This is a genomic window from Streptomyces hygroscopicus subsp. hygroscopicus, assembly GCF_030269125.1.
GTDB lineage: Bacteria > Actinomycetota > Actinomycetes > Streptomycetales > Streptomycetaceae > Streptomyces > Streptomyces hygroscopicus_C.
This window is the reverse complement of record NZ_BSSM01000001.1, coordinates 821,182-833,676: the sequence shown is the minus strand read 5'-3', so window position 1 is coordinate 833,676 and position 12,495 is coordinate 821,182. Positions and strand designations below refer to the sequence as shown.

General features: G+C 69.5%; 8 protein-coding genes. 1 reads left to right on the top strand and 7 read right to left on the bottom strand.

Translation table 11 applies throughout. From position 1 onward, the window contains the following. Positions 1–879: 879 nt before the first annotated feature. Genes QSK45_RS03490 through QSK45_RS03480 form a run of 3 tightly spaced genes read right to left on the bottom strand, consistent with a single transcriptional unit; the run spans position 880 to position 4,498 of the window. Positions 880–1,911 (bottom strand): ATP-binding protein, encoded by a 1,032-nt coding sequence (locus tag QSK45_RS03490; RefSeq protein ID WP_285553051.1) that lies wholly within the window; start codon positions 1,909–1,911, stop codon positions 880–882. Beyond that, positions 1,908–3,767 carry a TnsB C-terminal domain-containing protein gene (locus tag QSK45_RS03485; protein WP_285553049.1) on the bottom strand — a complete coding sequence of 620 codons (1,860 nt, stop codon included), beginning with the start codon at positions 3,765–3,767 and terminating at the stop codon, positions 1,908–1,910. The genes QSK45_RS03490 and QSK45_RS03485 overlap by 4 nt, the downstream gene beginning before the upstream one ends. After that, positions 3,764–4,498: a TnsA-like heteromeric transposase endonuclease subunit gene (locus tag QSK45_RS03480; RefSeq protein ID WP_285553048.1), complete on the bottom strand. Its 735-nt coding sequence runs from the start codon at positions 4,496–4,498 to the stop codon at positions 3,764–3,766. The genes QSK45_RS03485 and QSK45_RS03480 overlap by 4 nt, the downstream gene beginning before the upstream one ends. 309 nt (positions 4,499–4,807) lie before the next feature. Here QSK45_RS03480 and acnA point away from each other — a divergent pair, with 309 nt between their 5' ends. After that, positions 4,808–7,525, top strand: a complete 2,718-nt coding sequence (gene acnA, locus QSK45_RS03475; RefSeq protein ID WP_285553047.1) for an aconitate hydratase AcnA — start codon at positions 4,808–4,810, stop codon at positions 7,523–7,525. A gap of 74 nt (positions 7,526–7,599) precedes the next feature. Here the strand turns inward: acnA and QSK45_RS03470 are convergent, their stop codons facing one another. From QSK45_RS03470 to QSK45_RS03455, 4 genes are all read right to left on the bottom strand, one after another. After that, on the bottom strand, positions 7,600–10,332 hold the full coding sequence (locus QSK45_RS03470; protein WP_285553046.1) for a SpoIIE family protein phosphatase/ATP-binding protein: 2,733 nt from the start codon (positions 10,330–10,332) through the stop codon (positions 7,600–7,602). Between the two features lie 315 nt (positions 10,333–10,647). Next, on the bottom strand, positions 10,648–11,082 hold the full coding sequence (locus tag QSK45_RS03465) for a CBS domain-containing protein (protein ID WP_285553045.1): 435 nt from the start codon (positions 11,080–11,082) through the stop codon (positions 10,648–10,650). A gap of 99 nt (positions 11,083–11,181) precedes the next feature. Then, complete coding sequence (locus tag QSK45_RS03460) at positions 11,182–12,036, bottom strand: hypothetical protein (protein ID WP_285553043.1); 855 nt, start codon at positions 12,034–12,036, stop codon at positions 11,182–11,184. 3 nt (positions 12,037–12,039) lie between these two features. Next, entirely contained in the window at positions 12,040–12,426 is a 387-nt protein-coding gene (locus QSK45_RS03455; protein WP_285553041.1) for a hypothetical protein, read from the bottom strand. Positions 12,427–12,495 lie beyond the last annotated feature (69 nt).

Genomic DNA, 12,495 nt, shown 5'->3' with positions numbered 1-12,495 from the left:
GAGCGAGACAGTCTCGGACCTGACGGACGGAGCGCGCGCGGTGTCACCGGAACGTTCGGCAGCCATGGAGAAGCCATGCTGGTCTCGTCGGCCGCGAATGGCTTTCGCGGAACGGCGCGTTCGGTTTTCCCGGCGAACCATCGCCAGGAACCACGCTATCAGTGAACACCGACGCAAAGGGCCTTAATTCCTTAATGAGTAAGGGAGTTGATCGGCCTCTGCGGCGGTGTGCCAGGCGGGGTCAGGACTGCCATGTCGGAGCGTAGCGCTGAGGGCAGCGCAAGCGGACGTAGTGGCGGAGGAGTGAGTAGGACATGGAGACGTCGTGGTCGTCCATGAGGTTCAGCCAGATCTGTTTCGGTCCAAGGCCCTGATCTAGCATGGCCTGGATGGGCTCCATGAGGTCGGCATCCAGATGCGAATGGTCCCGTTCGACTCCTCGGGGAGGCGGCTGCATCGTGTCTAGGGCGAGGCGGATGAGACGGCGAGGGAGACCGTGCCGCAGGGCCAGGTCCTGAATGGTGTGGCCTCTGCGGGCGTCGATGTAGATGAGCAAGGCGAGATGGGGCTGGCCGGGGAATAGCTCGGTTTTAGCAGTGCGCGGATTGGGCTTCATGCGGCCGCGCGGGGAGCTGGCGTCAGCGAGCGCCCGGTCCAAATGCTGCTCGGAGCGGCCGGAAACCGCAGCCAGGCGATCCAGCTGGGGCTTGCCGAACCAGAAGGGCGGTCCGCTGAGGAAGCAGTGGAGGTAGCTCGGCTTGAGATGGTTCGCGCGCCAGACGGCGGACGTAGGAGTCGGTGATCTCGCCGACGCAGGGGCGCAGCCGGACGGGCAGCGGAGCCAGCGGGCGAGGCAGCTCTGGCAGCGGGCGGGACACTTCAGCGGCCCTTCTTCGCCGCTTCTGCGGCATGGTCCAGGGGGATTGCGTCGAGCCCTGCCTTGGTCACGCGTTCTGTTCCGCTGAGGATTGCGTCGATCGCGGCGCCCCGGATCGCGTGGGAGAGCGCGCCGATCATGCCGTCGGCCCGCTTGTGGAGGTAGCGGTCCAGCTTGACCAGACTGCCTGGCGGGTGATCATGGAGCAGCAGGGTCTTCTCCATGGTTGCGACCAGCCCCTTCCACTCGGCGCCGTAGGGAAATGGGCGGGTCGGGACGAGGGTGAAGCGGCCTGCGATCTGAGCGCCCCGGGTGCCAGCCAAGAGCTCGCTGGTGTCGAGGTTGATGCCTGCGTAGACAAACGTCGCGGGGATGCGCTCCGAGAAGTACTTCAGGGTGTCGGAGACCTCGGCCCCGGCCCGTGTGACCTGCGATACGTTGTGGATTTCGTCAACTAGAACCAGACCGGTGCGGGTGTCCGTGCAGACGCCGACCACCGCTTCGATGATGTCGGTCATGTTTGATCTGGCCCGGACCGGTAGCCCCAGGAAGCGCGCGAACTCGGCCGCGACCATGCGGGCGGACGCCGCGGGCGGGACGGTGATATAGAGCACTGGGATGCGGTCGGTGAGGTTCGGGTGGCGGGCCCGGTCGAGGAGTTCGTGGGCGAGCCCGAGCTGGATGATCGCGCTGGTCTTGCCCGTTCCGGGGAGCCCGGAGACCATCAGGCCGCGGCGGGCGCTGATCGCGTGCCGGTTGAGCAGGACCAGCCGTCGGCCGCAGACCACGGTCTTCTCGACGAACGAGGTGGCGACCACCAGCATCCGTGCGTGGTGGTCGAGTCGATCGTCGTCATAGAGCGCCCGCTCGGTCGGAGTGAGCCTGGCCAGTTCGGCGGGAGTGAGCAGGACCGGAGGGCTGGGTGGGCCGGCTGCGAACTTCCGCCATCCATCCAGGGTGGTCAACTGCCGGTTGGCCTCGGCATCTGCTTTCTGAAGCGTGGTGTGCCGGGTTGCCGGTTCGGAGATGGTCACGGACGCCTCCAGGGATTCGCGAGCGGGTCGAACAGACCTAGCGGGATGACTTCGGCCAGCTCGGTGTCCGCCTGGTCTTCCTGAACGGTCTCGTCGGCGGATGGATCGGGGGCCGGCCGTTCAGGGGCGGTGGCCCGGGTCCGTGCGGCGACGCGGCGGGACCGTTTGGCAGCGGGCCCCTTCTTCGGGGCGGGGCCGTCGTGGGCCCGCCGCAGCAGCGCGGCGGCAGCGTCCGCGATCTGCTCCTCGGTGCCGCCGGGCACCTGCTCGCAGGCGTGATCCCAGGCCAGTTCCCCGAACGGGACACCGACGCGGTGGAGATGCTTCCAGAAAACGGTGATCCACCGATTGCGTCGGCGGTCGCGTACCCAGATGCGGGAGATGTCGTAGGGGTCGTGGTGAATTTCCCACAAGCCCTTCTTCTCCATTACCCCGGAGTGCTGGCGGCGCAGCGGGCCTAGTTCGCCGTTGTCGTAGGTGCGGTGCTTGATCCGGATGCCGTAGTTGTTGATCGCCTGCCACCGCTCGGGTAACAGTTCGACGTAGTCCTCACCATTCAACGGAACCGGAACGTAGCCGCAGGACTGAAGCAGTGTTGCGTACTTCTCGTTCGGCGAGAACGCCCGCCTCGGCGCCTGCGGATCACGCAGCCCGTCATGCGGCCTGGTCTGCCAGACGGCGATGACCCACTCGTCGAGCAGGTTCTGGAGTTCAGGCAGAGACCACAGCGGCCCGTCCTCCAGCTTCCGGCCACGGCGGTCCGTGGTCGAGCCGGTGTAGCCCGCGACGAACTGGGCGAACAGCGTGGCCACCGAGCCCAGAGTCTTCTCGATCGTGCCCTTGTCGGTCGGCGTTGCCTTGTGGGCTGGTTGCAGGTTGATGCCCAGATACCGGCAGGAGGCCCGGAAGTTCCGCGAGACGAACACCTTGCCGTGGTCGCAGACGATCGTCTCCGGCACGATCACCGGCCGGGCCGCCGCGTGCTCCAGGCGCTCGTCCAACGTCAGCAACCGCCGGTGCGGCAGCACCGAACGGGACATCCGCAGGGCCTCTGACCAGCCGGGCCGCATCGCCTCCGGGGTGACGCTGCGAGCCAGCAGCGCGGACGCGTCCGCAGCCTTCGTGGTCGGCCGCAGCACCGCCGCCGTGATCGACCTCGTTGCGATGTCGACCATCGCCGTCAGCTCGACCTTCTCAGCGATCCCGTCGTCCAAGCGCACCAGCACATCCAGCGGGGTCGAGTCGATCTGCATCAGCTCGCCCGGGGCACTGGCCGGAACCTCCCCGAACGGACCACACGGCCGTGCCTTGATCGACCGGCGTGTGCGGGCCGAACCCGTCGCATGCGTGCCCGTTGCTAACTTGCTGTAGAGCCGGTAGAGAGTGGCCCGGGAAGGAACCTCGTCACGGCCTGCCAGGATCTGCTTGGTCCGCCAGACGATGAATCCGATGGTTTTCGACGAGTCCTCGGTCGTCTCGTCGATCGCCTGCCGCATCGCCTCCACCACTGCCGCATCGACCTTGCCGAAGGCCGGCATCTGCTTGGCCGACCGGCCGTCGGCCAGTCCGACCAGCCCGTCACGCTGGTAGCGCTGGCGCCGCTGCTTGATCCCGCTGGCCGTCACCTTGTGCCCGGCCGCCGTCAACTCTGCCGCCTTGGCCCGCTCGCGCTCAGCCAACGAGTGCTGTCTCGGGTCGAACTCCGACCGCGCCACTGCCTTATCGGACGCCCCCGGCGGCAGCCCGTGCAGCACCTCCAGGATGTGATTCTCCCACCAAAGTGCCTGTTCAGCCGCTGTCTCGGGAAACTCCGCGAGCCGGGCTGTGGGCGGGACCTTCCGCCCCTGCCTGTTCAATGGCCACCCCTTTCGACCCGGCCCACGACCGTGCGCGGACCCAGCAACTGGACCGGCAGGTCCTCGGCAACCAGTTCCTGACGCCAGAGCAGATGGAAAAGCGCGGGCAGCGTCGCGAGCCGGTCACCCGCCGTATCAGCCCCGGGCAGCAGCGGTCCCGGCGCCGCGAAGACCTCCCGCAGGCGGTCCGCAGCCGGGGGATGCAGGCATCGCGGGTGCCGGTAGCGGGACAGCCACCGGACATTCGCCAGCAACACCGGCTCCGGCACCCCGACCCGCTCGAAGTGCCAACCCGCCTGAGCGCAGGCGATCCGCGTCACCTCGAACGCCTCCACGTCCTTCGGCTCCATCCGCTCGTCCGCGCGGACATCGACGACTACCGCCGAGCCATCCACCCGGCGTGCGAAGTAGTCCGGAGCGTGCCGACGCTCCCGTGCCCCGTCGTGCCAGTGCAGCCAGAACGGCTGCGAGGCGATCCCCGCCACCTGCGGATCGAAGTCCATGAGCACAAGCCGGTCGCGCTCCAGCCAGGACTCGAAGCCCACGTGCTGCCCGGTCGTCGCCGCCCAGTACCAGCCGGCGAAGTGACGTTCCCCACGGGACCACTGGAACGGCCGTACTGGTGCCGCGTCCTCGAACCGGGCCGTCACACAGTCCAGCAGGGGACGACGCTGCCGCTGACGTAGGGCGTCCACGTACGACAGCTCGACATAAGGCCCTGCGAGATCCATCCCAGCCGGTACGGCCACCAGCACCCCCAGCGCGATTAGCCCGAACGGCTAGGTTCACTGAGACGGAAGGCCGAACGACTGGGTTCGCTGAGTAAACGCCTCGATTGGATGACAGCGGACAGAGCGGCCCGGCATGACCATCCGGCACCCATGTACTAGAGTTATCTCGACATCGAGATATCTGCCGAGGCGCATCGTGGTCGCCACTCCGGTAAGGCGAGGCTAACTTAGCCTGACCTCACTGGACCGGCCGAGCCGGGGTGGCGGCAGGATTGCGGTGGTACGCGCACATCAATGAAGGAGACTGTCGTGTCGGCGAACAGCTTCGACGCCCGCAGCACGCTGCAGGTGGGCGACGAGTCGTACGAGATCTTCCGGCTGGACAAGGTGGAGGGCTCGGCCCGGCTGCCGTACAGCCTCAAGGTCCTGCTGGAGAACCTGCTCCGCACGGAGGACGGCGCGAACATCACCGCCGACCACATCCGTGCCCTCGGCGGCTGGGACTCGCAGGCCCAGCCCAGCCAGGAGATCCAGTTCACGCCGGCCCGCGTGATCATGCAGGACTTCACCGGCGTGCCCTGCGTCGTGGACCTCGCCACCATGCGTGAGGCCGTGAAGGAGCTGGGCGGCGACCCGGCGAAGATCAACCCGCTGGCGCCGGCCGAACTGGTCATCGACCACTCCGTCATCGCCGACAAGTTCGGCACCAACGACGCGTTCAAGCAGAACGTGGAGCTGGAGTACGGCCGCAACAAGGAGCGCTACCAGTTCCTGCGCTGGGGCCAGACCGCCTTCGACGAGTTCAAGGTCGTCCCGCCGGGCACCGGCATCGTCCACCAGGTGAACATCGAGCACCTGGCCCGCGTGGTCATGGTCCGCGACGGCAAGGCCTACCCGGACACCCTGGTCGGCACCGACTCGCACACCACGATGGTCAACGGCCTCGGCGTCCTCGGCTGGGGCGTCGGCGGCATCGAGGCCGAGGCCGCCATGCTCGGCCAGCCGGTCTCCATGCTGATCCCGCGCGTCGTCGGCTTCAAGCTCACCGGTGAGCTCCAGCCCGGCACCACCGCCACCGACCTCGTGCTCACGATCACCGAGATGCTGCGCAAGCACGGCGTCGTCGGCAAGTTCGTGGAGTTCTACGGCGAGGGCGTGGCCGCCACCTCCCTGGCCAACCGCGCCACCATCGGCAACATGTCGCCGGAGTTCGGCTCCACCGCCGCGATCTTCCCGATCGACGACGAGACCCTGAACTACCTGCGCCTGACCGGCCGCAGCGACCAGCAGGTCGCCCTGGTCGAGGCATACGCCAAGGAGCAGGGCCTCTGGCTGGACCCGAAGGCCGAGCCGGACTTCTCCGAGAAGCTGGAGCTCGACCTCTCCACGGTCGTGCCTTCCATCGCCGGCCCGAAGCGCCCGCAGGACCGCATCGTCCTCGCCAACGCCGCCGAGCAGTTCAAGCAGGACGTCCGCAACTACGTGGACGACGTGGACGAGGCGGGCCAGGAGTCCTTCCCGGCCTCCGACGCCCCGGCCGTCCACCCGAACGGCGGGCCGTCCAACCCGGTCCAGGTCACCGCCGCCGACGGCACGACCTACACGATCGACCACGGCGCGGTCACCGTCGCGGCCATCACCTCCTGCACCAACACGTCCAACCCGTACGTCATGATCGGCGCCGCCCTGGTCGCCAAGAAGGCGGTCGAGAAGGGCCTGACCCGCAAGCCGTGGGTCAAGTCCACCCTCGCCCCGGGTTCGAAGGTCGTCACCGACTACTTCGACAAGGCCGGCCTCACGCCGTACCTGGACAAGCTGGGCTTCAACCTCGTCGGCTACGGCTGCACCACCTGCATCGGCAACTCCGGCCCGCTGCCGGAGGAGGTCTCCAAGGCGGTCAACGACCACGACCTCGCCGTCGTCTCGGTCCTCTCCGGCAACCGGAACTTCGAGGGCCGTATCAACCCCGACGTCAAGATGAACTACCTGGCGTCCCCGCCGCTGGTCGTCGCGTACTCCATCGCGGGCTCCATGAAGGTGGACATCACCCGTGACGCCCTGGGCACCGACCAGGACGGCAACCCGGTCTACCTGAAGGACATCTGGCCCTCCGAGGCCGAGGTGAACGAGGTCGTCGCCGCCGCCATCGGCGAGGACATGTTCAACAAGTCCTACCAGGACGTGTTCGCGGGCGACGCCCAGTGGCAGTCGCTCCCGGTCCCGACCGGCAACACCTTCGAGTGGGACACCGAGTCCACCTACGTGCGCAAGCCCCCGTACTTCGAGGGCATGGGCATGGAGCCGGCCCCGGTCGAGGACATCACCGGCGCCCGCGTCCTGGCCAAGCTGGGCGACTCGGTCACCACCGACCACATCTCCCCCGCCGGTGCGATCAAGGCCGACACCCCGGCCGGCCAGTACCTCACCGAGCACGGTGTGGAGCGCCGCGACTTCAACAGCTACGGCTCGCGCCGCGGCAACCACGAGGTCATGATCCGCGGTACGTTCGCCAACATCCGCCTGCGCAACCAGATCGCGCCGGGCACCGAGGGCGGCTACACCCGCGACTTCACCCAGGCCGACGGCCCGGTGTCCTTCATCTACGACGCCTCGCAGAACTACCAGGCCGCCGGCATCCCGCTGGTCGTCCTGGCGGGCAAGGAGTACGGCTCCGGTTCGTCCCGTGACTGGGCGGCCAAGGGCACCGCGCTCCTCGGCGTCAAGGCCGTCATCGCCGAGTCGTACGAGCGCATCCACCGCTCGAACCTCATCGGCATGGGCGTCCTGCCGCTCCAGTTCCCGGAGGGCGCCTCGGCCGAGTCCCTCGGTCTGACCGGCGAGGAGACCTTCTCCTTCTCCGGCGTCACCGAGCTGAACAACGGCACCACGCCGCGCACGGTCAAGGTCACCACCGACACGGGCGTCGAGTTCGACGCGGTCGTCCGCATCGACACCCCCGGTGAGGCCGACTACTACCGCAACGGCGGCATCATGCAGTACGTGCTGCGCAGCCTGATCCGCAAGTAAGCGGCCAGGAACGGCGGTCGAGGGCCGCATCCCCGGTGCGGGGGTGCGGCCCTTCGCCGTACCCCCGTGCCCGCTCACCAGCCGTCCGGCTCCAGCGCTTCGAACGCCTCCGGGGAGAACCCCGGCACACCCGGCGGCTCCCCTCGCAGGGCCATCTCCGCCCAGATCACCTTCCCCTGCGGCGAATACCGCGTCCCCCACCGCTCCGTCATCTGCTGCACCAGGAACAACCCCCGGCCACCCTCGTCCGTCGTCGCCGCGTACCGCAGATGCGGCGAGGTGTTGCTCCCGTCGGCCACCTCGCAGATCAGCGCCCGGTCCCGGATCAGCCGCAGGCGGATCGGCTGGGAGCCGTAGCGGATCGCGTTCGTCACCAGCTCACTCAGCACCAGCTCCATCCCGAAGGCACGCTCCTCCAGGCCCCACTCCTCCAGCCGCCCGGTCACGGCGCGCCGCAGCCCGGAGACGGCGGACGGATCGCTGGGCACGTCCCAGTCGGCCACCTGCGCGGACGTGAGCGCGCGCGTGCGCGCGACGAGCAGCGCGACATCGTCCTTGGGCCCGTGGGGCAGCAGCTCCTCCACCACCGCACCGCAGCTCGCGTCCGGGGAGCGGTCGGGATGCCCGGCCAGCGCCCGGCGCAGCAGCTCCATGCCCTCGTCCAGATCGCGCGTGCGGTCCTCGATCAGCCCGTCGGTGTACAGCACCAGCTGCGTCCCCTCGGCCAGCTCCAGCTCCGCCGTCTGGAACGGCATGCCCCCGAGCCCGAGCGGGGGGCCGCCCGGCAGCTCGGGGAAGGTGACACTGCCGTCGGGACGCACCAGCGCGGGCGCGAGATGCCCGGCGCGTGCCATCGCGCACCGGCGCGTCACCGGGTCGTAGATCGCGTACAGACAGGTGGCGCCGACGATGCCCGAGTCCTCCGCGAGGCCCTCGTCCTGGTCGATGCGCCCGACCAGGTCGTCCAGGTGGCTGAGCAGCTCGTCCGGCGGCAGGTCGAGGGTCGAGAAGTTGTGTACGGCGGTCCGCAGCCGGCCCATCGTGGCGGCGGCGTGCAGACCGTGCCCGACGACGTCGCCGACGACCAGCGCCACCCGGCTGCCCGGCAGCGGGATCACGTCGAACCAGTCCCCGCTCACGCCCGACTGCGCCGGCAGATACCGGTAGGCGACGTCCAGGGCGCTCTGCTCGGGCAGGGCGCGCGGCAGCAGGCTTCGCTGGAGGGTGACCGCGAGGGCGTGCTCACGGGCGTAGCGGCGGGCGTTGTCGACACTGACGGCCGCGCGGGCGACCAGCTCGTCCGCCAGCGACAGGTCCTCCTCGTCGAAGGGGTCACGCTTGGCCCGGTAGAAGTTGGCGATGCCCAGCACGACCCCGCGGGCCCGGATCGGGGCCGAGATGAGGGACTGGATGCCGTATTCGAGGATTCTGTCGGTGCGCTGCGGGTCCTGGGCCCGCCAGTCCGTGGCGGCGGCCAGGTCCGGCACCAGTTCGGGGCGGCCGGTGCCGTAGCCACGGGCCTGGGGCGTGAACGGTTTGAAGTCGATCAGCCGGTCCCGCTCGTAGAGGGGGTGGTCGCTCCGGATGCCGTGCACGGCGATGCGCCGCAGGGTGCCCGCGGTGGGTGCGGGCTCCTCGCCGTGCAGCACGCCGTCGTCCAGGTCCACGCTGACGTAGTCGGCGAAGCGCGGTACGACGGTCCGCGCCAGCTCCTCCGCGGTGCGCCGCACGTCCAGGCTGGTGCCGACGCCGAGGCCGGCGTCGTAGAGCAGTTTCAGCCGCTCCCTGGCGACCTCCGCGCGGCCGGAGATGGCCTGGAGTTCGGTGGTGTCGCGCAGGGTGACCACCGTGCCGCCGGGGGCGCCGCCGCGGTCGGTGGGCCGCTGGTTGACCGCGAGCAGCCGCTCCCCGGCGAAGAGCACCTCGTCGGTGGCCTCGCGCCCGGAGGCCAGCAGCTCCAGGGTCTCGGGGTCGAGGCCGGGCAGCTCGCACAGGTGGCGGCCCTCGGCGTCGGGCGGCAGCCGCAGCAGGCGGCGGGCCTCGTCGTTGGCGAGCAGCAGCCGGCCGTCGTCGCCGACGATGAGGACGCCCTCGCGCACCGAGTGCAGCACCGTGTCGTGGTGCTCGTACATCCGGGTCATCTCGTCGGGGGCGAGGCTGTGGGTCTGCCGCCGCAGCCGCCGCCCGACCAGCGCGGTGCCGCCGGTCGACACCGCGAGGGCGCCGGCCCCGGTGGCCAGGATGATCGGGACCTGCCGGTTCACCTCGCTGGTGACGTTCTTGACCTTGAGCCCGGCGGAGACGAGGGCGGTGACCTTGCCGTGGTCGTCCTCGATGGGCACGGTGGCCTGCATCTCGTGGCCCAGCGGTCCGTGCACGCTCTCCGTGTAGGTCCGTCCGGCGAGCGAGGGCGCGATGTCGCCGACGAACCGGTGGCCGATCTTGCTCGGCATCGGGTGCGTGTACCGGATGCCATGGGTGTCCATGACGACGATGAAGTCGACGCCCGCCGCCTTGCGGCCCGCCTCGGTGAGCGGCTGGAGGATCTTGGAGGGCTGCGGGGCGGCCAGTGCCTGGAGGACGCCGGGGGAGTGGGCGAAGGTCTGCGCCACCGCCACGGAACGGCGCCGGGCCTCGGCCTGGGCGTCCCGTTCGGACTGGAGGTAGAGGGCGACGACACCGCTGAGCACCAGCAGCACCACCAGGGCCACCTGGAGCAGGAAGACCTGCCCGGCCACGGTCCGCCGTCTCCTGCCGACCACAGAACGCCACAGTAGGCGTCTGAATCGAGCAACGGTGTCCGACATGCGGTATTTGTAGCACCGGGGTCCGCGGTGTGGCCACGGGTCGTCCACGAGCTGGACGGACGTTCTGGGGAGCGGACCGCGGCGGATCGGCGGTGGCCGGTGGTGGCCGGTGCGGGGGCGTCGTCCGTGGGCTCCGTCGCACTCGCGGTGTCTCGCCGGGAGTGCGGACCGCACGGAGGGCGGCATCCCCTCCGGGCCGCGGACCGTACCGCCCGGATGGCGGCCGTCGGCGCCGCCGCGGCGGCGCGCGAGCAGTCGTGTGCCTACGCCGGCCGGCCGGCCGCGGGCCGGGGCGTAGGCAGGGGGCGGGGTGCGTCAGGCGGTCGCGTAGACGCGGTGGGCGAACTCGGCGACCTGGGTGTCACTGAGGCTCTTGGCCAGGTTGGCCTCGGTGATCATGCCCACCAGCTGGTGACCGCCCTTGACGTCGATCACCGGGATGCGCTTGACCTTGTGCTGCTCCATGGCGCGCAGGGCGTCGGTGGCGGCCGCGTCGGCGTCGATCCAGAAGATCTCGCTCCGCATCGACCCGGCCTGCACCGTCGCCGGGTCGATGCCCTCGGCGCAGCACTTGATGACGATGTCCCGATCGGTGACCATGCCCGCCAGCTTGTTGTTGTCGCCGCATATGGGCAGCGCGCCGACCTTCAGGTCACGCATCATCCGCGCCGCGTCCTGCAACGACTGGTGCTCGCCGACGCATTGCACGCCGCCGGTCATGATGTCCCGGGCTCGGAGGTTGCCTGCCATGTTTTCCTCCCGCGATTCGCAGCCTTTCGTTTCGGAGCGCTTGTCGCTCTCCTGTTCGATGACATCACGGATGGGGCAAGAACGCTTCCGGGCACCCTGCTACGGCGAGTACGGCCACAGCGCGTCGCAGGAGCCCCAGGAGGAGCTGCCGCTCTTGCACTGCGGCGTGCCGTCGGTGCCGAAGGCGGCGGTGGGGGAGTACTTGGGGGCACTGCTCTCCAGGCCGGCGTCTCCGTCCGGGTTCTCCACGGCTTGGGCGAGCGCCTGGAAATTGCCGTGCGTCAGATCATTGGCGGAGCACAGCCCCAAGGAGCTGTACCAGGACGTACCCGGATCGATCCTGATCTTCGGCATCCGATAGACGCCTTGCGGGCACTCGTGCGCCGTGCCCTGGTAGAGGTACTTGAGGGAGACGCCGACGACGGCCTGACTCCGCCCGACGTTCTTCACCACCGTCCCGAACTGCGCGTCGGAGCCGGTGACCTGGACGCAGGCTCTGGCCATGAGGTTCGCACCGGAGCCCCGCCATCCCGAGCAGTACAGGTGGACCCCGGTGTACGCGGTACTGGGAGTCGCCGCCTTGGGCGCGGCCTTGGTCGCCGCCGGAGAGGGGGGCGCCTTCTCGGCCTCCGAGTCGGCCGCGGCACCCGAGTCGGCTGGGCCGGACGGGCTCGCCTCGGGCTTGGAACGGCTCGGCGACGGCGTGGCCGTCGCGCTCGCTGTCGCCGGACCACGCGACGCCGCCGCGCTCAGCCGCTCCTTTCCGGTGCCGCGGTTCGCGTGGGCGTCCACGACGAGGTACGTGAGCGCTCCGATGGCGGCCAGCCCCACGACGGTCAGCCCGACCGAGCGGCCGCCGAAGTGCATGTGCCTGGCCTGGTAGGCGTTGCCGCCGACCTTGGCGCCGTCGGAGATCTCATTGTTGGTGTGGTCGGACGAGGGCGGAGCTGCCACGGGTCACTCGCCCCTGCCCAGCAGGCCGCGGAAGGAGAAGCGGCCCTTGATGTTCTGTCCCTGGATGACCGATCCGTGGACGGTGCCGGAGATCTGGTTGGTGTGCCCGATCCGGACCGAGGAGGCGCCACTCGGGTTCCGCTCGGCCTCCTTGAGCCAGTCGCGCAGATCGGCGGCGAAGTCGGGGTCCATCTGGATGTACCGCTCCAGCGAGGCGATGAGCGGTGCCGGATCCGACGCCGCGCCGTCGAGCGCGGACAGTGCGCCCTGGTCGCGGCGGAACCGCTGCCGGATCATGCCCAGCAGGGCCTCCAGAGCCCTGGCTCCGACAGCGTCCAGCGCACCCTGACCGACGGCCGCGGCAACGGCCTGGGCGAGTCCCCCGTCCATATGACCTCCCCAACTCAACAGCCATGCGGGCCACTTGACCCGCCCTTGGCACAAATGGCGGAGTCAGAT